The sequence below is a fragment of the Pseudomonas chlororaphis subsp. chlororaphis genome, assembly GCF_003945765.1.
Taxonomy (GTDB): Bacteria; Pseudomonadota; Gammaproteobacteria; order Pseudomonadales; family Pseudomonadaceae; genus Aquipseudomonas; species Aquipseudomonas chlororaphis.
The window spans coordinates 2,380,213-2,401,180 of record NZ_CP027712.1 but is presented as its reverse complement, the minus strand read 5'-3'; the positions used below and the strand labels follow the sequence as shown (position 1 = coordinate 2,401,180).

Below are 20,968 nucleotides of genomic sequence, written 5' to 3'. Positions count from 1 at the left end.
GATGCAGAGCATGGGGATGGACAATCCAAAACGACTTGCTTTGCACGGACCCAGGACGACGGCGTTATAGAGATCAGCAGTCGCCAGGACTCAGCCGAGCTTACTGCACCGGCCAAAAATTCATCAGCAATAAACGCTGGGCATAGTTCAGGGCAATACGCCGGTAGCGTTCATCGAGCATCAGCGTCAACAGATTCAGCTGCGTCCAGGGTTCGACCTGCGCTCAGCAGTATTAAAACGGACTGTTCGAACCGCGGATGGGCAGTGGCTGCCCATCCTGGCTAAAAGCGACCCCATGGAAGTGACTGCGACGCCGCGGCGGCCTGCTGGGTGACCCCTGACATCCGGCGCAGCGTCGTTCCCGCAGGCCTGCTCCGTGAGCAAGCCTTTGTCGGTGGTCGTTACTTGGGTTGCTCCACGGTGCGCAGATAGGGCTTCAACGTCTTGAAGCCTTGCGGGTATTTCTTCCGGGCGTCCTCGTCGGATACCGAGGTAGGAATGATCACGTCCTCGCCCGGGCGCCAGTTCACCGGGGTGGCGACGGTGTGCTTGGCATTCAGCTGCAGGGCATCGAGCAGGCGCAGCACTTCATCGAAATTGCGCCCGGCGCTCATCGGGTACACCAGCATCGCCTTGACCTTCTTGTCCGGGCCGATGATGAACACCGAACGCACGGTGGCGTTGTCCACGGCGGTGCGCGCGCCGCCACTGGCATTGGGGTGGATCATGTCGTAGAGCTTGGCCACCACCAGGTTTTCGTCACCGATCATCGGGTAGTTGACCGCATGCCCCTGGGTCTCCTGGATGTCGCCGACCCAGGCCTTATGGTCGCTGACCGGGTCGATGCTGAGCCCGACAATCCGGGTATTGCGTTTGTCGAACTCCGGCTTGAGCCTGGCCATATAACCGAGCTCGGTGGTGCACACCGGGGTGAAGTCCTTGGGGTGGGAGAACAGGATTGCCCACTTATCGCCGATCCACTCGTGGAAATGCAGCGGACCTTCGGTCGTGTCGGCAGTGAAATCGGGTGCTTCGTCGCCAATGCGGATTGCCATGTTTGGTCTCCTTGCAGTGACTGGGAGGGGTAGTTGTCAGGGAACTGACGGCTGTTACGGCGGCGTTCGGGTACGACTGAACCTATCGGCGCGAATGAGTATAGGAGACCCATCAGGCAAGGCGAGCGCAGACAAAAAAGCCCGGCAGTCTCGCACTGCCGGGCTTTGTTCTCAGGGTAGGCCTTCAAAACCGGTAGTTGGCGCTCAGTTCCAGGGTCCGTGGCGCGCCCGGCGTGATCAGGTCCACCGAGCCATGCGCCGAGGCGTAATAGTCCTTGTCGAAGACGTTACGCAGGCGCAGGGCCATGTCCCATTTCGGCAGGTTATAGAGCAAGGCCGAGCCGCCGGTAGCGTTCGTCGCAGCCCTGCCGGCTGAAACCCTCGAGGCCCAAAGGCAGCCCATAAGCCAGCGCCGTCCCTATCGGCCAGGGGCAACGAACTATTAGTATTGCGGCCCTTTTCTTCATCGCAGGACGCACAGATGAATTACACCCAGGCCCAACTGAAATACCGGCTGGCCATCGCCGCAGGCGCACTGCTGTTTACCGGCGCCTTGATCTCCACCGTGTTTTCCACCCTGAAAATGCTCCACTGGCGCCTGGACAGCTACACCACCGCCGCGGCGACCATCAACCGCCCGATCAAGAACTTCATGTTCACCGTCTACGAAAACACCCGCCCCCTGGACTGGTTCTGGGACAACAGCCCAACCCCCGACTTCATCCGCCTGAGCAACCCGCCCCACTGGAAATTCCTGGTGATCTACCTGCTGATCTTCATCGGCGCCGCCCTATTCACCTGGGGCCGGACCCTGATGCGCAAAGTCGAAGCAGTCGAACCGCTGATCCAGGCTCGGCTCAATGCGCCAGCGGAGGAAGGTGTCGCAGTCATGACGTTGCAGCAATTGGAGGAGTCGACCCCGGTGGAAGCTGTGCCTTCGTTTTTTTCGCAGGTTCGGGTGCTTTGTGTGCTGCCGGTGGGGATTGGGGTGGTTTACGTTGGCGTGCTTTGGATGCTGCACATTCTGTGAGGCCGGTGGTGGTGGATTGAGGGCTCTGTGCTCGGTGATAGGTATCCATGGGTTAAGGCAAATCAAGGGGACCTTTTCAGAGCGCTTCTAACGTATGAAGTCGCAGGCGGCGTGGTCGAGGACTCGCTTGATGAGGAACTGGAGGAGTTTTTGCATTGGGACATTTTCTGACCGAGCCACAACTGACAGAAGTCAGAACTGCACTGTCTGAGCCATTCAACTATTTTCCGACCGATTACGACTACATCGCGCGACAGGTCAAAGGTGTCGATCCTGACGTACTCTACGAAATCTTTTATTCAGAAGTGGCGCCCGTGTGCTTCTCCAACCTTGCAGCAGTCTTGCCCTCTGTTTGGACAGGCTTTGACCCCGACTGGCTCAGAGCTAGGATCGAGGAAAGGCTGGAGGCGCGGAAGCGTAATTGGTTACGCAGGCAGTTTGATAAGGTGCTGGCTCTATGGCTGAAGTACAACTACGACTACATGTGGAAGGAAATTGCTTGCAGGCTTTGAGGTTCGGTTATGAACTGACATTAGTGCATGATCGACAACAGAAATAAAAAAGGGTCGATACCAATAGGGGGCGTCAAGTCAATGTGATTACGCCCCACCACCGTCCCTGCTAACACCCCCCGACACAACCACTCAAACATCCCCTCCAATGCGCGGTTGCGCCGCTCAAGCGCGGCCCCTATAGTTCGCGCTCGCGGCAAAATCCGCGAACGACCTTGGCCGGTCGAGCATAGGAACGCATCAGCGTCCAAACACCATTGCAGGCGCTTTTTTTGTGCCTGCGATTTTGTGTCATGGCGGCTGTGCGTGGGACACCTTCGGGTGTGCCGGTGTCCTATGCCCGGTCGGCCAACCCGCGTACAGCCGCCACCCTAATTCGCTTGGCCGCGAAAGGTGGCTGCTCTATTCATAGGAGCTGCACCGATGATTGACCATCAAACTTCCCGCTTCACCCCCGTCGATACCCACGACGCCGACGCTCCCGTTTTCTACCTCGATAGCAGTGCGCCCTTGAGCGATCTGGCGGCTTGTGCAGCCCATCGTTTCACCGTGGTGCGCGACCTGATGGACAGCCTGTCCACGCTTAACCTGAAAGATATTGCCGACTGCGATCTGGCGCGGGTGACGCGAGGGGTGCATTTGCTGACCCGGGAAGGCTGTGCGGTGTTGGAGGTGATTCAGTGGCGCACGGCGCAGGAGGCCTGAGCGCTATTGAGCCTGGGAGGCTGTTTGTAGCCGCTGCCGAAGAATGAGGCTGCGATCGGCTGCGCAGCAGACGCTAATTCTGCCTCCCGGCTTTACCTGTTACACCGCGTCGTCAGGTTTGGCGGGCGCTTCGTCGGAATGCCGCCCAACCCGATCGCAGCCTCATTCTTCGGCAGCGGCTACAGGGAGCGTCAACCCCAAGCCGCCGACTCAGCCTTCGCACCTTATGAGGAGATCCCCGTGCACTATCCCATCTGCATCGAGTGGGGCGACGAGCACACGGCTACCGGCATCCAGATTCCCGACATTCCTGGCGCGGTAACCGCCGGCGATACCTACGAGGCCGCGTACAGCGCCGCCATCGAAATCGCCCACGTCATGCTCGAAGAACTGGCCCGCGAGGGGCAAGCCATTCCCCTGCCCTCACCCACCGGCACACACCGCGCCAACCCCGACTTCGAAGGGATGGGCTGGGGCATGCTGGATATCGATATCACGCCTTACCTGGGCAAAACCGAGAAGGTCAATGTGACCCTGCCGGGTTACGTGATTCAACGCATCGACCGCTTTGTGCGCGAGCACAACATCAAGAGCCGGTCGTCTTTCCTGGCGGATGCTGCGATGGAGAAACTGGGGTGGTAAAGACCTCCGAGCTCCCTGCGCACAGCCCCAGAGTCCAGACCGGCCGCCTCGCTTCGGTTCTTGATCTCCTGGCCCTATTAGCCACGATGGCCAAATACAGGCATTGATTGGAGGGGTATGACTATCTAAAGGAAGCGATGGCTGGTTGAGCGCTCATGAGCACGCAGTAGCGTGAAGGCATGACCATTGCAAAAATAACGCTACGAAAGGGGGTTAGACGTGCGTTAGATTGGCTCGAATAGGGTTCAGCGCATCAAGGTCTACAAACCAGTCGGTAAAGTCGAAGGAGTTTTTTGGAAAATGGAAAAGCGTTATCAGGTATTTGTCAGCTCGACGTTCATAGATTTACAAGAAGCGAGAAAGGAGGTAATGCAAGCTTTACTGGAGTTGGACTGCATTCCATCAGGCATGGAGCTTTTCCCTGCGGCAGATGAAGACCAATGGAGTCTAATTAAAAAAGTGATAGACGATAGTGACTACTACATTGTTATTCTCGCAGGCAGGTATGGTTCTATCGGCCCTGAGGGCTATAGCTATACGGAAATGGAATACCGTTATGCAACAGAAATCGGAAAACCAGTAATCGGCTTTGTATACAAAGACCCCGGCCAGCTACCCGCAAATGTTTGTGAAGAAACGCCCGAGGGCAAGGCGAAATTAAATAACTTTCGAATATTAGCACAACAAAAAATGTGCCGTTTTTGGGAAAGCCCATCCGACCTCGGCAGCCAAGTTAGTAGAAGCTTAGTCCAGCTTATTAAAAGCAAACCAGCTATAGGTTGGGTCAGAGCGAATCTGGTTCCCAACGAAAGCGCTGCCAAAGAAATATTAAAGTTACACCACCGCATTGAGGAGCTTGAGCAAGAAATTAAATTAGCAAAAACTCAAGAACCTGAAGGGGCTGCCGAGCTAGAAAAGGGAAGTGACGAATTTGAAATAAACTACACGTTCAGAGGCATCAATACTTACAACTTAATAAATAACGAATACAAAAGCTCAGTACTATTTACGTGGGATGATATTTTTTTCACCCTTTCCCCACTAATGATTAATGAAGCGGGTGATTACACATTAGTCCCGCCCCTAAACTCAATGATAGAAGTATTCAGCCAAGACCACTTTAAAGGGGACAAACGATTTGAAGATTTAAGATTAGCTCAGTTCAACATTAATACTGACGACTATCACACGATAATAATTCAGCTTCGCGCACTGGGACTGATTGCACAAAGCGATAGAGCCAGAAGCGTCAAGGACAGTGGGACCTACTGGAAGCTAACTCCATACGGAGACACTGTAATGACAAGATTGCGGGCCAAGAAAAAACAACGTAATTAGGGGTTATCACAAATTCTTAAGCCCCACTGATACTCACTCATTCCGCCAGACCGCACAGACTGGCGGCATGAAACTCAACGAGCACTCAACACCGAACTTTTTCTCCACTGTTTCAGACGATCAGGCCGGGATGTGTTGAACTTACACCCCTAGGCCCAAGCACCAGTAAAGGTCCGCTCCGTATCTGCATCGAGTGACTGGTGAGCGCGGGCTTGCAGGCTCCTACTGCACCGGCAAAAAATTCATCAGCAACAAACTCTGCGCATAATTCAACCCAATCCGCCGATAACGCTCATCCAACATCTGCGTCAACAAATCCAACCGCGCCACAATCTTCCCAAACTCCACAGCAAAACTCAGATTGCTGCCCTCCTCCGAAATCTCATTGGAAAACAGCAACAGCTCCCCATTGGCCCCCTGCCGCTGGCTGAGCATCCAAGTGGCCTTTTCAATATTGCGCGCCGCATTGCTGACAAACTGCGGATCGATAGTGTCGGTCATGAAAAATTCGGTACGCCCACCGTGGGCGGTGACCAGCATGCTGCCAATGGCATAGATGAAAGCGCCGACCCGGTCGCCACGAAATTCCGGGCTCAGGGCATAACTCAACGCAGCCAGGTCACGGCGGTTGCCCAAGGCCGGCAAGGCCTTCTGCTGTTCGATGGCCTGGCGGATTTCCCGCTGGGCGCTGGTGGCATCGGTATACCCCCACTCGCGCCACTGATTGGGGTTGCGCAGGTAGAGCTTGTTCATCAGCAGGTAAAGGCTTTGCAGGTTGTCGCGCATGCTCAGGGTGGCCATACGGTCGACGCTGGTCTGGAAGAACTCCTGGGGCTTGCCATTGCTGAACTGGTGGACCATGTCACGCCCCTGCTGCTGGCTGCAACCCGTGGCGCAGAGCATCAAGGCACCCACCAGCCACAGCGGCTGGCGCAACACAGGCGCGAACAACACACGCAGGTAAAGAGAAAGCGGATAAACCATCGGCACCATTCTGGACTCTGGCCGCGCGGGGAATCGGCGCGGCCTGGCCCTGAATAGAACCGCAAAAACGCAAAAAGTGCGGTGGCCGCAGCCTCAGCGCAATTGCAGCGGGTCCACCAGCCCGACGGCGATGGCCATGCCCACCAGTTCCGGCAGGTGCTCGGCCTGCATGCGCTTCATCACCCGCGAGCGATACAGGTCGATGGTCTTGACGCTGACCCCCAGTTGCTCGGCGATCTCGCGATTGCTGTAGCCCTGCACCAACGGCAGCAACACGTCCTTCTCCCGCGGCGTAAGGCTCTCCAGGCGCGCTTCGACCCGGGCCTGCCCGGCGTTGCGGCTGTGGCGGTCGTCGGCGCGGCTCAGGGCCTGCTGCACACTGTCCAGCAGTAGCTGTTCGTTGTAGGGCTTCTCGATAAAGTCCACGGCGCCAGCCTTGAACGCCCGCACCACGATGGGCACATCGGCGTGGCCGCTGACAAAGATCAGCGGCAGGTGGATATCCCTCTGGCGCAGCTCTTCCTGGACATTCAGCCCGCCCATGCCGGGCATGCGCACATCCAGCAGCACGCAGGCGTCGAGGCTGGGGTCGCAGTGTTCGAGGAACTCCCGGCCGCTGGTGAAGGGCACGGCCTTGAGGCCCACCGACTCCAGCAGCCAGACGGTGGAGTCGAGCATGCCCGGGTCGTCGTCGACCACATACACCAGCTGCTGCGCCGCACTCGTCATTGCCTTGCTCCTGTTATCGGTTGGGTGGGTGAATCGGCTTGCGCCGGGGCCGTCGCCGGCAAGTGGCAGCACATCTTCAAGCCGCGGCTCTGAGGCTGGGCCTGCAAGTCGCCGCCGAAGCCTTCGACGATGCTGCGGCTCATGGACAGCCCGAGCCCCAGGCCGTTGGCCTTGCTGGTGTAGAACGGGGTGAACAGCTGCGCCAGCTGCTCGGCGGAGACGCCCGGGCCCTGGTCGCTGACGCTGACCTCGACCCCGCCTTCGCTACTGGCCCGGGCACCGAGGACGATCTGCGAGCCCTGCTGCGGATGCACCTCGCGATTGGCCTCGATAGCGTTGCGCAGCAGATTCAACAGCACCTGCTCGAGCAAGATCCGGTCGGCGTACACCGGCGGCAGATTATCCGCCAGGCGCAGTTCGATCGTCACCTGGCAGGCCTGCGCCTCCCAGGCGCACAGGCGCACCGTTTCCCGGGCCACCTCGGCCAGGTCCAGGGCCTGGACCCGGCGCCCGCCCTTGCGCAGGAAGGCCCGCAGACGCTTGATCACTTCGGCGGCGTGGGTGGCCTGTTCGGCGATCCGCTCCAGGCCCTGGGCGACCTTGCGGGCGGCCTCGGGCTGAGTGTCGAGGGCTTGCAGATAACGTTGGCTGGCGTTGGCGTAATTGACCACCGCCGCCAGGGGCTGATTGATCTCATGGGCAATGCCCGAGGCCAGTTCACCCAGGGTCACCAGGCGCGCGGTGTGGGCCAGTTCGTCCTGATGATGGCGCTGCTGGGCCTCGCGCAATTCCCGTTCGCTTTGGTCGTGGGCCACCAGGGAATAGAAGCGCTCGCCACTGGCCGCGCGATGGGCCAGCAACATCAGCGACACCGGCACCGACGCGCCGCCGGCCGGCGGTTGCAGGCGCGCCTCGATGCTCCAGCGGCCTGTGTGTTCGGCGCGGTGCCAGCCTTCGCGTTGCAGGCTGTCCAGCACTTCCTGGGTGAGGATGCTTGCCAGGTCCGGCATCGGCTGCCCGGCCTCCAGGCCCAGGGTGCGCCGGGCCGCCGGGTTGAGGTAGGTCACCGCGCCGCCGGGCTGGATGAACAGCACCGGGTCGGGGTTGGCCTCCACCACTTCCGCCAGGCGCCGCTTGTTCTCTTCGGCCTGGACCCGGGAGGTGATGTCCCGGGACACCGCCACCACTTCCACCACCGCCCCGGTGTAGGTTTCGCGGATCGCCCGGCAGGCGGTCTCGAACCACAGGTAATGGCCGTCGCGATGGCGGATGCGGTAGGTCATGGTGTGGTAGCCGTCCTGCTCCAGGGCGTCCCGGGTGCGCTGCGTCAGCCCGGCCAGGTCCTGGCTGTGGAACAGGCTGCGGGCCAGGCGCCCGCGCAGTGCTTCGGGCCAGTAGCCGAGCAGGGTCCAGGACGCCGGCGAGGCGTCGAGAAAGGTGCCGTCCGGGGTATGCCGGGAAATCAGGTCGGTGGTGTTCTCGGTGATCAGCCGGTACAGGCGCCGGGCCGTGGCCGACTCGCGCTCGGCGAGGATCTGCGCCGTGGCTTCGCGGCAACGGGCCAGGACCCGTTGCCTGTGCGGGTCGGGGATAAAGCTCCAGAGCAGCACCCGCTCGCCCCACTGGGCCTCGACCTCTTCGATGGCCCGCTGTTGCTCCAGGCAGGCCCGGACCAGGGCCGGGTGATTGACCGGCAGCAGCGCCGCGACCTCGCTCGACGCCTCAGTCTCCAGCCATTGCAAGAGTGCCGGGTTCAGGTCCACGGGCCGCGCCTCGGCGTCCAGCAGCAGGCTGGGTTGCGGGTCATGGCCCAGCCAGGGCGAGTCCGGCAGCCGGCCTTCACGCTGCAGGCGCAGCCAGCGGTTCAAGTGGGTGGAGGTGGGCATCGTCGATAAACCTGCGGGCTGGATCAGCGAATTATTAATATAGTATAAATACTATACAACTCAGGTAGTACTTCCATATCCATTGCCAAGCAGTATATAAAAGCTCCCGGATAAGTCACCGAGTGCCGCAAAAATGGCCTCGGCCAATAGAGCTAACAATCAGCCACCGGGTACCCGAACCATGTCCATCTACGAGCAAGGCCTCGCGCCGACGGCCGTCAACCATATCGCCCTGTCCCCCTTGAGCTTCATCGAGCGCACCGCCGCCGTTTACCCCGATTACCCAGCGGTGATCCACGGTTCGATCCGCCGCACCTGGGCCCAGACCTACAGCCGCTGCCGGCGCCTGGCCTCGGCCCTGGCCGGGCGCGGGATCGGCAAGAACGACACAGTGGCGGTGATGCTGCCGAATATCCCGGCCATGCTCGAAGCCCACTTTGGCGTGCCGATGATCGGCGCCGTGCTCAATGCCCTCAACGTGCGCCTGGACGCCGAGGCCATCGCCTTCATGCTGGCTCACGGCGAGGCCAAGGTATTGATCGCCGACCGCGAGTTCCATGAGGTGATCCACGCCGCCGTCGCCATGCTCGACCAGCCGCCTTTGGTGATCGACCTCGACGACCCCGAGTACGGCGAGGGCCAGCCGGTCAGCGAGCTGGACTACGAGGCCTTCCTCGCCGAGGGCGACCCGGAATTCGCCTGGCAGTGGCCGGATGACGAATGGCAGGCCATCGCCCTGAACTACACCTCGGGCACCACCGGCAACCCCAAGGGCGTGGTCTATCACCACCGCGGCGCCTACCTCAATGCCCTGGGCAACCAGATGACCTGGGCCATGGGCAACCACCCGGTGTACCTGTGGACCTTGCCGATGTTCCATTGCAACGGCTGGTGCTACCCCTGGACCGTCACCGCCCTGGCCGGGGTCCATGTGTTCCTGCGCCGGGTCGACCCGCAGAAGATCCTCAACCTGATCCGCGAGCACCAGGTCACGCACCTGTGCGGCGCGCCCATCGTGCTCAATGCCCTGGTGAACATGCCGGACTCGGCCAAGGCCGCCATCGATCACCCGGTCGACGCCATGGTCGCCGGGGCCGCGCCACCGGCCAAGGTGATTGGCGCGGTGGAAGAAATGGGCATCAAGGTGACCCACGTCTACGGCCTGACCGAGGTCTACGGGCCGGTGACCCTGTGCGCCTGGCACGCCGCCTGGGACGAGTTGCCCCTGGAACAGCGGGCGCAGATCAAGTCGCGCCAGGGCGTGCGTTACCCGACCCTGGAAGGGGTGATGGTGGCCGACCCGAAAACCCTCGAACCCACGCCCCGCGACGGCCAGACCATCGGCGAGATCTTCATGCGCGGCAACACGGTGATGAAGGGCTACCTGAAGAACCCCAGCGCCACCGCCGAGGCCTTCGAGGGCGGCTGGTTCCACACCGGCGACCTGGGGGTGACCCACCCGGACGGTTATGTGGAGATCCGCGACCGGCTCAAGGACATCATCATTTCCGGCGGCGAGAATATTTCCACCATCGAGCTGGAAGGCGTGCTCTATCGTCACCCGGCAGTGCTGGAAGCCGCGGTGGTGGCCCGCCCCGACGAGAAATGGGGCGAGACGCCCTGCGCCTTCATCACCCTCAAGGCCGACCACCAGCAGGTCAGCGAGGCGCAGATCATTGCCTTCTGTCGGGAACACCTGGCGGGCTTCAAAGTGCCGCGCACCGTGGTGTTCAGCCAGTTGCCCAAGACCTCCACCGGCAAGATCCAGAAGTTCGTCCTGCGCGACATGGCGAAAAACCTCTAGCTTGAATAGACAGAAACCCCGTGCATGTCGTTGCCCTGCAGGGCGTCGGCATGGCGGGGCCTAGCCTTTTTGAATCACCCGGCCCCGGCCGTTCAACCGCCACTCTTGCCCGAGGTTTGTTGCGATGCCTGAATTCAACGCCCCCCTGCGTGACATGCGCTTTGTCCTGCATGAAGTGTTCAACGCGCCCAGGCTCTGGGCCCGGCTGCCGGCCCTGGCGGAGACGGTGGATGCCGATACCGCCGATGCGATTCTCGAAGAAGCGGCCAAGGTCACCGGCCAGCTGATCGCCCCGCTCAACCGCAGCGGCGACGAGGAAGGCGCCACCTGGGACAACGGCCAGGTGCGCACCCCGGCCGGTTTCAAGGAGGCCTACGCCACCTATATCCAGGGCGGCTGGGTGGGCCTAAGCGGTAACCCGGCCTACGGCGGCATGGGCATGCCGAAGATGCTCGCGGTGCAGTTCGAAGAAATGCTCTACGCCGCCAATTCCAGCTTCGCCCTGTATTCGGCCCTGAGTTCCGGCGCCTGCCTGGCCATCGACGCCCACGCCAGCGAGGCGCTCAAGGCGCTGTACCTGCCGCCCATGTACGAAGGTCGCTGGGCCGGCTCCATGTGCCTGACCGAGGCCCATGCCGGCACTGACCTGGGGATCATCCGCACCCGCGCCGAACCCCAGGCCGACGGCAGCTACCGGATCAGCGGCAGCAAGATTTTCATCACCGGCGGCGAGCAGGACCTGACCGAAAACATCATCCACCTGGTCCTGGCCAAGCTGCCGGACGCCCCGGCCGGGCCCAAGGGCATCTCGCTGTTCCTGGTGCCGAAGATCCAGGTCGACGCCCAGGGCAACCTCGGCCAGGCCAACGCGGTGAGCTGCGGCTCCATCGAGCACAAGATGGGGATCAAGGCCTCGGCCACCTGCGTGCTGAACTTCGACGGCGCCAGCGGCTGGCTGATCGGCGAGGCCAACAAGGGCCTGGCAGCGATGTTCACCATGATGAACTACGAGCGCCTGTCCATCGGCATCCAGGGCATCGGCTGCGCCGAGAACGCCTACCAGAACGCCCGCACCTACGCCCGCGAGCGCATCCAGAGCCGCTCGCCCGCAGGCCCGGTGGCCAAGGACAAGATCGCCGATCCGATCATCGTCCACCCCGATGTGCGGCGCATGCTGCTGTCCATGAAAGCCATGACCGAGGGCGGCCGGGCCTTCGCCAGTTACGTCGGCCAGCAGCTGGACCTGGCCAAGTTCGCCGACCAGCCCCATGAGCGGCACAACGCCGAGGCCCTGGTGGCGCTGCTGACCCCAGTGGCCAAGGCGTTCTTCACCGACACCGGGCTGGACAGTTGCATCCTCGGCCAGCAGGTCTTCGGCGGCCACGGCTATATCCGCGAATGGGGCCAGGAGCAGCTGGTGCGGGATGTGCGCATCGCGCAGATCTACGAAGGCACCAACGGCATCCAGGCCCTCGACCTGCTGGGCCGCAAAGTGGTGGGCAACGGCGGCGTGGCCCTGCGCCTGTTCACCGGCGAGATCCGCGACTACGCCTACCTGCCCGGCGCCGCCTACGCCGCCGAGCTGCTGGACGCCGTGCAGCGCCTGGAAGACCTCAGCGACTGGCTGCGCGAACAGGCAGTGCAGAACCCCAACGCCGTGGGCAGCGCCTGCGTCGAATACCTGCACCTGTTCGGCTACGTGGCCTACGCCTACCTGTGGGCGCGCATGGCCCAAGTGGCCGAGCACAAGCACGCCGAGGACGAGAGTTTCTACGGCGCCAAGCTGGCCACCGCGCGTTTCTACTTCAGCCGCCTGCTGCCGCGCATCCTTAGCCTGGAGCAAAGCATCCGCGCCGGCAGTTCCTCGCTGTTCGGCCTCGAAGCGGAGCAGTTCTAACCCCTAGGGCGGGGCCTCCATGCCCCGCCCTGCTGCACGGCGGCTGATGCAAAACCGGCGGCGGCCTTGCATACTGCGCGCCCCGAACACCGCCCAAGGAAGAAACGTGTTGGCGCCCGCCCCGATCATTGCCCGGCCAGCCATGCTGCTGCCCGATGCTCCGCACCTGATCCGCACCTTCGCTACTCGCCTATTCCAACTTGGTGATCCGGCCCTGTCCGCCACCGGCAGCGGCTTGCCATTCCCTTGAATCCGGCCCGCCCCGAGCCATCCCCTTCCCTGTCTTTGTCGAGTACGCCCATGCATCGCCTGTTCACTTTGTGGTTATGGATCAACGCCGTCCTGAGCGGAATCGCCGTGGCGGCCCCGCTGTCCGTGATGGTGTTTGCCGACCTGCAACTGATCGTCCCCCGGGACGTCAGCGGCACGCTGTTCGGTGGGGCCATGGGCTTTCAGCTGTACCTCGGAATCTGGCTCCTCTGCGCCCTCGGCCTGGGCCTGGCCCTGCTCACCCGCATGCCCGGCGCCCGCCTGGCCTGGATCGTCGCCGGCCTGGTGCCGCTGCTACTCGGCGCCTGGTGGCGCATCAACTACCCGGACGACGCCGACGGCAACCTGATCTTCAGCCCGCAAGCCTGGGAACTGGATTACGCCATGGCGATCGGCGTCGGCTTTGTCGCCAGCGGGCTGTACTGGTATCGCCACGGCCGCCTCAAGCTCCGGCCAGCCGCCAGCAGCGCGGATGTATTGTTCTTGCGGACTGTAGGAGCGCTGATCCTGGCCGGCGTGTTCATCCTTCCCGCGTTGAGTTTCATCAAGGAGCAGACCCTGCCTCATTGTGCGTTCAACAAGGCTGGGCAACAGCTGAGCGTGTGCTTGGGGGATGACCCGGATGAGCGGGTGATTGTTGATTGATGGGTGGGGCTTGAAAGAAGCAGAGGCTGCTGCCGGCCAGTAGCAGATCTTCGTCAAAACCAGGTATCCGTCACAAGCGGTGGGAGGCCGCTGCGATTTGTAGGCGCAAGGCGCCGTTTTTTCGTCACTAATGCAGTCCATGATGAAATTAGACATTGCTTCGGACCACGCGATGCTGGGCCGTCAAAATCTGATCAATATCTAGGAGCGACAGGGGGGCCGACGTCTGGAGAGTTACGTCTTTGCGGGTTGCACCACGGTAGATCCCATCTAGCCTAAGTGGAGGCATCAACGTACGTGCTGTCAGCGTCCAGGCTGCGTGATTTCAATGCCGATTGCGGGTAACCGCATCCATCAGCAAGGAATCTGAACATGAAGATTTCAAGACTGTTCTGCGCCGCCATCCCACTGGTTTGTATCGCTTGCTCTCCGACGCCACTGGTTTACCAACCCTCCGATACCAGCGGGAAAGCCACCGGCAGAGTGCAGCCATTAACCAATTTGCTTCCCATTGACTCCCACGTCAGGCTGATATTTGTTCACGGTGTTGGCGATCATTGCCCGGGCTATGCACTGGATCCAGAAACGGGCTGGTTGAGCACCGAAAACGCTGCAGCTATGGGGCTGACCCCGGTCTCGAACGTCGAGCCGGTCGCGCACTTCATTGACGTCAGCGTCTATATGAAAGGCATTAAGGACAGGTCTTCAGGGGTCAGCTTCGCCAAAAAGGACTATAGATTGACGTTGCCTGACCGCGCGGAAGTCGAGGTAGAAGCGATTGAAATTACCTGGTCATCTTTGACTCAATGGATCAAGAGCACTCAACTCGGGTATGACTCACCGTCGATTTTTGCTGATAAAGACAGCCCGCCTTGCCTACAACGCGGCGGTGTAGACCTGGCGTCGACTGTGCAGGCCCCTTGGCGAGTGCCGATCAATAAAACAATCAAGGAACAGGTATTCGACAGAAACCTAGCCGATGCCATGCTCTACGCGGGCACCTACCGGCAGACAATCGAACGTGGCCTGGCCGAAGGGCTTTGCCATGCAGTCACCCCTACCGCAGACGACGCCAAGTGCATCTGGCCTTCGGCACAGGACAGCGACAGATCAGCGTACAAAAACTTGTTTGTGACGCACAGCCTTGGTAGTCGCATGATCTACGACATGTTCCTTGATCTGATGTCGGATGCAAAAGAGAACATTATCCCCCTAGATGAGCGCCAAAAAGCGCGGCCGTTTATTGAACGCATGCTGGCCGACACGCCTGCCTTTTACATGATGGCTAACCAGCTAGCGTTGCTGGGCCTAGCGAACGTCTCGCCGGACATTCGATCGGTGAATCCGCGTCCGTTATCAAACACAACCGGTCAACTTATAGAGCCTGCCAAAGGGTCCAATGGATCATCACCGCCCTTGCCTTTTTCGTTGGCAGTCGAGAGTGAGGCTCCTGGCGTTCCGGAATTACCAAAGGCACCGTCCGAGCCCCTCGTTTTCGATAATGTCCTGCTCAAGATTGGCAACCTCAAGGCACTGGCAGCCGCGAAGACACGCAGGCCAGTCACTAAGCTGGAGATCGTCTCGTTCAACGATACCAACGACCTGTTGACCTGGCATATCCCCAGTTGGTACGACACCGCAAAGGCTAGCGCACCGGGACGGCAGGTGATCCATGTGACGGATGTATTCGTGCGAAACGCCACACGTTGGCTCTATCTCTTTGAAGACCCCGCAGATGCTCACGTTAATTATTTCAATAACCCGAGCGTGAGGAACATCATTCGCTGTGGCGCCGCAAAAGGGAAAGTTTCAGCCTGCACCGATTGACCCTCACGGTGCTCAACAACGCGTCAGCAAAACTAAATTGGCCGTAAGCCGCCCTTCATGAGCGGTCGTTGTCGGCCAAAAGCGATATGTCATGTGTACCTATAACGGCAAGGCCGATTCAGTTTCTGAGTTAGATAGTCATAAACATCATTCGAAGCAGAGTACCTTGACTGGCAGTAGCCACGACTTGAACTCTACTCCGAAAGTAATTGACCGGCCTCCAAAGGGCTCACCGTCAACACACCAATATAATTAACAAACTGTCTATTGATCGAGTCCCAAAGCCTTATTTCGGTCACTTCGTGCAAAAGCCCTTCAAGCTCAGGCTGGATAGGTCCCATGCAAACGGATAGCCAGCTCAGAGCAGTTACACATCTGCCGCAGTTTCCGTCGGCCCTATGACACAACCACTCAAACATCTCCACTCATGCACCGTTGCGGCGTTCAAGCGTCACTCCTATAGCTCGCCCTCGCAGCAAAATTCGCGAACGACCTTGGCCGGTCGAATTACAACGCTGCATCAGCGCCCACAACACCTTTGCAGTCACCTATCGGGTGCCCGCGACAGGATGTTATGACGGCTGTGCGCGGTGATTCTCCGGTCGTCATATACGCGCACAGCGGTCATTTTCTTCGTCGTCGGTAACACAGGTGATTGCTCCATGCACAGGAGCTGTACCTATGATTGCCCAGTCACTCTCGCGCTTTACCGCCGTCGACACCCACGACGCCGATCAAGCGGTTTTCTACCTCGATACCCAAGCCTCCCTGAGCGATCTGGCCAGCAGTGCTGCCCATCGTTTCACCGTGGTACGCGACCTGATGGACACGCTGTCCACGCTTAACCTGAAAGATATTTCCGACTGCGACCTGACGCGGGTGACCCGAGGGGTGCATCTGCTGACCCGGGAAGGGTGCGCGGTGCTGGAGGTGATTCAGTGGCGTGCGGCGCAGGAGCCCTGAGCGCTATTGAGCCTGGGAGGCTGTTTGTAGCCGCTGCCGAAGGCTGCGATCGGCTGCGTAGCAGACGCACATCCTGCTTCGCGGATTTACCTGTTGCACCGCGTTGTCAGGTTTGGCGGGCGCTTCGCACCCGGTCGCAGCCTCGCAAGCTCGGCAGCGGCTACAGGAATTGCGTTCAGCCTCAGGTCGGCCGGTAGGCCGCCGTCTGGCTTTTGCTTTGGCTTTTGATCTGAAGGCCCCGTTAACCACGATGGCCGAACGCAGGCATTGAGCCGTGGGTAACCCGGCAGGACGCCGGGTTAGCCGCACGGGGCCAGGGATGGCCCCTTGCGGCGGCCCACGGATCAATGCCTTCGTTCGGGCATGCCGAGCCTAGGCGAGGCACCGAGTGGTGGGGCAAGGCCCTTTGGTTACTTTGGGGCCTTTCCAAAGTGACCCGCCGTAAGGGCGGAACCCTAAGTGGCCGTTACCGCAGGAATGGATATGTACACCGTTCAAAAAAGCGGTGCCAGGGCCGACGCTATCGCGAGCAAGCTTCGCTCCTACAAAAGCCCACAACGTACGGCTGTCGGTGCGCCGGCAAATTGCATTGCATCGCCTACCGTCGCAGGATGTCGCCCTGACCCACAACCGCTCAAAAGGACGTGCCGATGACAATTCGTGCTGTGGTTTTCGATTTTGGTGGCGTGCTGTTCGACTGGAGCCCGCACCACCTGTACCGCCAACTGATCCCCGACGATGCCCGTCGCCAATGGTTCCTCGAGACCATTTGCACCCAGGCCTGGAATACCCAGCAGGACGCCGGGCGAACGCTGGCCGAAGCGACCCGCAGCCTGGTGGCCGAACACCCGGAGCATGCGCCGCTGATCGAGGCCTATTACGGGCGCTGGCCGGAAATGCTCCGCGGCCAGCTGGACGACGGCGTGGCCTTGCTGGAAGAGCTGCACCAGGCGCAGATGCCGCTGTTCGGGCTGACCAATTGGTCCCAGGAGACCTTCCCCTACGCCTGGGACAACTATCCGTTCCTCCAGTGTTTTCGCGACATCGTGGTGTCCGGGCAGGAGCGGCAGATCAAGCCTGACGCCGAGATCTACCACACCACCCTGCAGCGCATTCGTGCGCACCTGCCGGATGTGGCGCCTCAGGAGTTGGTGTTCATTGACGATCACGCACCGAATATCGTCGCCGCCAAGGCCCTGGGCTGGAATGCGATTCACCACCAGTCGGCGGCTGAAACCCGTCGCCAGTTGCAGGTCTTGGGACTGCTGGGCGCGATGTGAAATAGCTGCATGAACCCGTTGCCGCAATGACAGCCAGGATCAACCGATCTGCGATAAAAAAAGCGATGGCCGCTGCCGGCCATCGCCAAATCGCCCTGCTCAGGCGCCTTGCAACGGTCCGGGTGAAACGATGATCTTGACGTTGTGTTCCTTGTTGTTGACCAGCTCCTCGAAGCCCTGGCCAACGATCTGTTCCAGCTGGATACGCCCGGTCACCAGCGGCGCAATGTCCAGGCGGCCGTCAGCGATAAAGGCGATCACATCGGCGAATTCGCCGTTGTAGGCCAGCGCCCCCAGCAGCTGTTTCTCGGTGGCCACCAACTCGAAGAAGTTGAACTCGCTGGGCTCCTCGAAGATGCCCACCAGCACGCATTTGCCAGCCTTGCGGATCAGGTCGATGGCCAGCTTGGCGGTGTGCTTGTTGCCGATGCATTCGAAACTGACATCCGCCCCCAGCCCGCCAGTCAGGCGCTTGACCTCGGCCAGGGCATCGCATGCCTTGGGGTCGAGCACATGGCTCGCGCCGACTTCCAGGGCCTTGGCCTTGCGCGCGCCGGACATTTCCAGGGCGATCACCTGGGCCGCGCCGGCGGCCTTGGCGCACATGATGGTGCACAGGCCGATGGTGCCGGCGCCGACCACCACCACGTTCTGGCCCAGCAGGCTGCCGGCCTTCTTCACCGCGTGCATGCCCACCGCCAACGGCTCGATCAGCGCCCCGGCCTCGGCGGGAAAGTTGTCCGGCAAGGCGTACAGCAAGTTGGCCGGCACATTGACCAGTTCGGCGAAGGCGCCGTTGTTCATCAGCCCGGTAAAGGCCAGGTTCTCGCAGATGTTGTACAGGCCTTGGGTGCAGTAATAGCAGGTGCCGCAGTGCTGGCAGGCGTCGGCGGCCACCGCCTGGCCAACGCTGAACCCCTGGACCCCGGCGCCGAGGGCGACGATCTCGCCGCAGAACTCGTGGCCGAGGATGCACTGGCCCTTGATCCCGGTCAGCGGGTGCGGCGCTTCCACCGGAATGAACACTGGCCCGGCCACGTATTCGTGCAGGTCGGACCCGCAGATGCCGCACCAGTCGACGCGGATCTGCACCCAGCCGGCGGGCGGCGCCTCGGGCAGCGGCACGTCTTCGACGCGGATATCGTGACGGCCATGCCAGACTGCGGCGCGCATGCTGGAGACGGGTTTGAGGGAAACACTCATCTTGGCTTCTCCTTGTTTTTGTCGGGCTGCGACGGCCCCTTGGCCGCCGCAGAAAACTTCAGTGCTGCTGGATAAAGTCGAGGACCAGGCGATTGACCTGCTCCGCCGCTTCCATCTGCACCATGTGCCCCTGCCCCGGCAGCACCTCGATCTGCGCCTTGAGCCCGGCGCTGTGGCTCACCGGAATGATCCGGTCGTCGCTGCCCCAGATCACCAGCACCGGCTGCCCGCCGTCCTGCACCACGGGGCGCAGGTCGACCTGTTGGCGGCCCTCGGCAAACAGCTGGCCGGCCAGTTGCCCGAGGGCCGCGTCCACCCCTTCCAGGCGCTTGAACTTGAGCATGTCGTCGAGCATCTGCCGGTTTACCAGCTCGGCGTTGGAGAACAGCTGCACCAGCTGCGGCTTGAGGGCATTGCGGTTGCCGGCCTCGACAAAACCGCGCAGGTAATCGCCATTGATTTCGACCCCCAGCCCGGCGCTGCCGATCAGGCTCAGCGAGCGCACCCGCTGCGGCGCCAGGCGCGCGGTGTTCAAGGCCACCGCGCCGCCCATGGAATGCCCCGCCAGGTGGGCCGCGGGAATCTCCAGGTGATCGAGCAAGGCCAGCAGCACGTCGCTCAGCTCGTCCAGGTCGCCTCGTTGCAGGGCCTTGGCCGACTCGCCGTGGCCCGGCAGGTCGAGGGCGACGACCCGGCGCCCGGCGGCCAGGGCTTCGTGGTTGAACAGCCAGTTGTTCAGGTCGCCGCCAAAACCGTGCACCAGCACCAGCGGCGTGCCGCCTGCGCCGCGCTCGAAGTAGCGGATCAGCCGGCCCTCCAGCTCGACCTTCTGCGGCGCCGGGCCGCTGTCTTCGTCGGCGGCATCGCCGGGCACGAAAGACGCCTGGAACTGCTCGATCACCGCGTCGATCTCGGCATCGCTGGCTTCGCCCTCGACGACGATACCGAGCAAGGCGCCCACCGCCAGGGTCTCATCCTGGCGGGCGACCTGCCGGCGCAGCACGCCGGAGAACGGTGCCTCGACGCTGCTGGAAATCTTGTCGGTTTCCACGTCCAGCACTTCGTCGCCCTTGCTGATGCTTTGCCCCTCTTCCTTGAGCCAGGCATCGACCCGGCCCTCGGTCATCGACAGGCCCCACTTGGGCATGGTCAGGGTATGGATCTGGCTCATCGGCGGCTCCACTCGATCAGGTTCAGCACGGCCTGCTCGATCTTCGCCGCGTCAGGGATGTACAGGTCTTCCAGGGCATCGGAGAACGGCACCGGGGTGTGCGGTGCGGTGACCATTTCAATCGGCGCCTTGAGCGCGGCGAAGGCTTTTTGCGCCACCAGCGCCGAGATGTCGGTGGCCATGGAGCAGCGCGGGTTGGCTTCGTCGATCACGACAAGACGCCCGGTCTTCTCCACGCTTTCCAGGATGCTGTCTTCATCCAGCGGGCTGGTGGTGCGCAGGTCGATGACCTCGCAATCGATGCCGCGCCCGGCCAGGCTGCGCGCCGCCTCCAGCGCGGTATTCACCGTGCGCCCGTAGGAGACCAGGGTCACGTCCTTGCCGTCGCGCAGGAAGTTGGCCTCGCCGAACGGAATCGCATAGGACTCCTCCGGCACTTCGCCCTGCAGGCTGTAGAGCAGCTTGTGCTCGCAGAAGATCACCGGGTCGTTGTCGCGGATGGCCTGGATCAGCAGGCCCTTGGCGTCATAGGGCGACGACGGGCAGACCACCTTAAGACCGGGGATATGGGTCCACAGCGAGGTGAGCATCTGCGAATGCTGGGCCGCGGCGCGCAGGCCGGCGCCGACCATGGTGCGGATCACCAGCGGGGTCTGCGCCTTGCCGCCGAACATGTAGCGGAACTTGGCCGCCTGGTTGAGGATCTGGTCCAGGCAGCAGCCGGCGAAGTCGACGAACATCAGTTCGCACACCGGGCGCACGCCCCGGGTGGCCGCACCCACGGCGGCGCCGACATAGCCAATTTCCGACAATGGGGTGTCCAGCACTCGCCCGGGGAATTGGTGGTAGAGGCCCTTGGTCACCCCCAGCACGCCGCCCCAGGCGTCGTTGTCGCCGGGGGCGCCGGCACCGCCGGCCACGTCTTCACCCATGATGAACACGCTGGGGTCGCGACGCATTTCCTGGGCCAGGGCTTCGTTGATGGCCTGCTGGTAACTGATTTTTCTCGCCATGATGGTTCTCTCGA

General features: G+C 61.5%; 20 protein-coding genes. 12 read left to right on the top strand and 8 right to left on the bottom strand.

Annotated features, from left to right (window positions below; genetic code table 11):
• Positions 1-401: 401 nt before the first annotated feature.
• Positions 402-1,055 (bottom strand): peroxiredoxin, encoded by a 654-nt coding sequence (locus tag C4K27_RS11150; protein WP_007923518.1) that lies wholly within the window; start codon positions 1,053-1,055, stop codon positions 402-404.
• Positions 1,056-1,239: 184 nt separating this feature from the next.
• Positions 1,240-1,389, bottom strand: a complete 150-nt coding sequence (locus C4K27_RS11145) for a hypothetical protein (RefSeq protein WP_307669563.1) — start codon at positions 1,387-1,389, stop codon at positions 1,240-1,242.
• Positions 1,390-1,536: 147 nt separating this feature from the next.
• Between C4K27_RS11145 and C4K27_RS11140 the strand changes: the two genes are divergently transcribed.
• From C4K27_RS11140 to C4K27_RS11120, 5 genes are all read left to right on the top strand, one after another.
• Positions 1,537-2,085, top strand: a complete 549-nt coding sequence (locus C4K27_RS11140; protein WP_053260458.1) for a YniB family protein — start codon at positions 1,537-1,539, stop codon at positions 2,083-2,085.
• Positions 2,086-2,240: 155 nt separating this feature from the next.
• Positions 2,241-2,597 carry a DUF7079 family protein gene (locus C4K27_RS11135; RefSeq protein WP_053260457.1) on the top strand — a complete coding sequence of 119 codons (357 nt, stop codon included), beginning with the start codon at positions 2,241-2,243 and terminating at the stop codon, positions 2,595-2,597.
• A 423-nt stretch (positions 2,598-3,020) separates the two neighbouring features.
• Positions 3,021-3,302, top strand: coding sequence for a hypothetical protein (locus C4K27_RS11130; RefSeq protein ID WP_053260456.1), 282 nt, complete (start codon positions 3,021-3,023; stop codon positions 3,300-3,302).
• A 240-nt stretch (positions 3,303-3,542) separates the two neighbouring features.
• Entirely contained in the window at positions 3,543-3,944 is a 402-nt protein-coding gene (locus tag C4K27_RS11125; protein ID WP_053260455.1) for a type II toxin-antitoxin system HicB family antitoxin, read from the top strand.
• 300 nt (positions 3,945-4,244) lie between these two features.
• On the top strand, positions 4,245-5,282 hold the full coding sequence (locus C4K27_RS11120; RefSeq protein WP_053260454.1) for a DUF4062 domain-containing protein: 1,038 nt from the start codon (positions 4,245-4,247) through the stop codon (positions 5,280-5,282).
• Between the two features lie 222 nt (positions 5,283-5,504).
• On the opposite strand, the gene C4K27_RS11115 is transcribed toward C4K27_RS11120, so the two are convergent.
• From C4K27_RS11115 to C4K27_RS11105, 3 genes are all read right to left on the bottom strand, one after another.
• The gene (locus tag C4K27_RS11115; protein WP_053260453.1) at positions 5,505-6,275 is read right to left on the bottom strand and encodes a hypothetical protein; all 771 of its coding nucleotides are present in this window, start codon (positions 6,273-6,275) and stop codon (positions 5,505-5,507) included.
• Between the two features lie 84 nt (positions 6,276-6,359).
• On the bottom strand, positions 6,360-6,995 hold the full coding sequence (locus tag C4K27_RS11110) for a response regulator transcription factor (RefSeq protein WP_053260452.1): 636 nt from the start codon (positions 6,993-6,995) through the stop codon (positions 6,360-6,362).
• Entirely contained in the window at positions 6,992-8,881 is a 1,890-nt protein-coding gene (locus C4K27_RS11105; protein ID WP_053260451.1) for a PAS domain-containing sensor histidine kinase, read from the bottom strand. Before C4K27_RS11105 ends, C4K27_RS11110 begins: the two co-directional genes overlap by 4 nt.
• A 181-nt stretch (positions 8,882-9,062) precedes the next feature.
• Here C4K27_RS11105 and C4K27_RS11100 point away from each other — a divergent pair, with 181 nt between their 5' ends.
• The 7 genes from C4K27_RS11100 to C4K27_RS11070 all read left to right on the top strand — a co-directional run bounded on the left by C4K27_RS11100 (position 9,063) and on the right by C4K27_RS11070 (position 17,567).
• Entirely contained in the window at positions 9,063-10,685 is a 1,623-nt protein-coding gene (locus C4K27_RS11100) for an acyl-CoA synthetase (RefSeq protein WP_053260450.1), read from the top strand.
• Between the two features lie 124 nt (positions 10,686-10,809).
• The gene (locus C4K27_RS11095) at positions 10,810-12,582 is read left to right on the top strand and encodes an acyl-CoA dehydrogenase C-terminal domain-containing protein (RefSeq protein WP_053260449.1); all 1,773 of its coding nucleotides are present in this window, start codon (positions 10,810-10,812) and stop codon (positions 12,580-12,582) included.
• A 106-nt stretch (positions 12,583-12,688) separates the two neighbouring features.
• The gene (locus C4K27_RS31205; RefSeq protein WP_155500336.1) at positions 12,689-12,832 is read left to right on the top strand and encodes a hypothetical protein; all 144 of its coding nucleotides are present in this window, start codon (positions 12,689-12,691) and stop codon (positions 12,830-12,832) included.
• Positions 12,833-12,882: 50 nt separating this feature from the next.
• Complete coding sequence (locus tag C4K27_RS11090; RefSeq protein ID WP_053260448.1) at positions 12,883-13,497, top strand: hypothetical protein; 615 nt, start codon at positions 12,883-12,885, stop codon at positions 13,495-13,497.
• 372 nt (positions 13,498-13,869) lie between these two features.
• A complete protein-coding gene (locus C4K27_RS11085) occupies positions 13,870-15,324 on the top strand; it encodes a hypothetical protein (RefSeq protein WP_053260447.1) in 1,455 nt (484 codons plus the stop codon).
• A 681-nt stretch (positions 15,325-16,005) separates the two neighbouring features.
• Positions 16,006-16,287: a hypothetical protein gene (locus tag C4K27_RS11080; RefSeq protein ID WP_053260446.1), complete on the top strand. Its 282-nt coding sequence runs from the start codon at positions 16,006-16,008 to the stop codon at positions 16,285-16,287.
• 650 nt (positions 16,288-16,937) lie between these two features.
• Positions 16,938-17,567: an HAD family hydrolase gene (locus C4K27_RS11070; RefSeq protein WP_053260445.1), complete on the top strand. Its 630-nt coding sequence runs from the start codon at positions 16,938-16,940 to the stop codon at positions 17,565-17,567.
• A gap of 99 nt (positions 17,568-17,666) precedes the next feature.
• Here C4K27_RS11070 and C4K27_RS11065 read toward each other — a convergent pair whose 3' ends face one another.
• The 3 genes from C4K27_RS11065 to C4K27_RS11055 all read right to left on the bottom strand — a co-directional run bounded on the left by C4K27_RS11065 (position 17,667) and on the right by C4K27_RS11055 (position 20,954).
• Positions 17,667-18,740: a 2,3-butanediol dehydrogenase gene (locus C4K27_RS11065; protein WP_238437635.1), complete on the bottom strand. Its 1,074-nt coding sequence runs from the start codon at positions 18,738-18,740 to the stop codon at positions 17,667-17,669.
• Between the two features lie 88 nt (positions 18,741-18,828).
• Positions 18,829-19,941 carry an acetoin dehydrogenase dihydrolipoyllysine-residue acetyltransferase subunit gene (locus tag C4K27_RS11060; RefSeq protein WP_053260443.1) on the bottom strand — a complete coding sequence of 371 codons (1,113 nt, stop codon included), beginning with the start codon at positions 19,939-19,941 and terminating at the stop codon, positions 18,829-18,831.
• Complete coding sequence (locus tag C4K27_RS11055) at positions 19,938-20,954, bottom strand: alpha-ketoacid dehydrogenase subunit beta (protein ID WP_009043079.1); 1,017 nt, start codon at positions 20,952-20,954, stop codon at positions 19,938-19,940. Before C4K27_RS11055 ends, C4K27_RS11060 begins: the two co-directional genes overlap by 4 nt.
• Between the last annotated feature and the right edge of the window lie 14 nt (positions 20,955-20,968).

Coding starts and splice junctions, on each gene's coding strand:
- C4K27_RS11090 (WP_053260448.1), top strand. CDS start 12,883: ATGCATCGCCTGTTCACTTTGTGGTTATGGATCAACGCCGTCCTGAGC.
- C4K27_RS11115 (WP_053260453.1), bottom strand. CDS start 6,275: ATGGTGCCGATGGTTTATCCGCTTTCTCTTTACCTGCGTGTGTTGTTC.
- C4K27_RS11055 (WP_009043079.1), bottom strand. CDS start 20,954: ATGGCGAGAAAAATCAGTTACCAGCAGGCCATCAACGAAGCCCTGGCC.
- C4K27_RS11100 (WP_053260450.1), top strand. CDS start 9,063: ATGTCCATCTACGAGCAAGGCCTCGCGCCGACGGCCGTCAACCATATC.
- C4K27_RS11105 (WP_053260451.1), bottom strand. CDS start 8,881: ATGCCCACCTCCACCCACTTGAACCGCTGGCTGCGCCTGCAGCGTGAA.
- C4K27_RS11140 (WP_053260458.1), top strand. CDS start 1,537: ATGAATTACACCCAGGCCCAACTGAAATACCGGCTGGCCATCGCCGCA.
- C4K27_RS11080 (WP_053260446.1), top strand. CDS start 16,006: ATGATTGCCCAGTCACTCTCGCGCTTTACCGCCGTCGACACCCACGAC.
- C4K27_RS11110 (WP_053260452.1), bottom strand. CDS start 6,995: ATGACGAGTGCGGCGCAGCAGCTGGTGTATGTGGTCGACGACGACCCG.
- C4K27_RS11120 (WP_053260454.1), top strand. CDS start 4,245: ATGGAAAAGCGTTATCAGGTATTTGTCAGCTCGACGTTCATAGATTTA.
- C4K27_RS11150 (WP_007923518.1), bottom strand. CDS start 1,055: ATGGCAATCCGCATTGGCGACGAAGCACCCGATTTCACTGCCGACACG.
- C4K27_RS11095 (WP_053260449.1), top strand. CDS start 10,810: ATGCCTGAATTCAACGCCCCCCTGCGTGACATGCGCTTTGTCCTGCAT.
- C4K27_RS11085 (WP_053260447.1), top strand. CDS start 13,870: ATGAAGATTTCAAGACTGTTCTGCGCCGCCATCCCACTGGTTTGTATC.
- C4K27_RS11130 (WP_053260456.1), top strand. CDS start 3,021: ATGATTGACCATCAAACTTCCCGCTTCACCCCCGTCGATACCCACGAC.
- C4K27_RS11070 (WP_053260445.1), top strand. CDS start 16,938: ATGACAATTCGTGCTGTGGTTTTCGATTTTGGTGGCGTGCTGTTCGAC.
- C4K27_RS11065 (WP_238437635.1), bottom strand. CDS start 18,740: ATGCGCGCCGCAGTCTGGCATGGCCGTCACGATATCCGCGTCGAAGAC.
- C4K27_RS11060 (WP_053260443.1), bottom strand. CDS start 19,941: ATGAGCCAGATCCATACCCTGACCATGCCCAAGTGGGGCCTGTCGATG.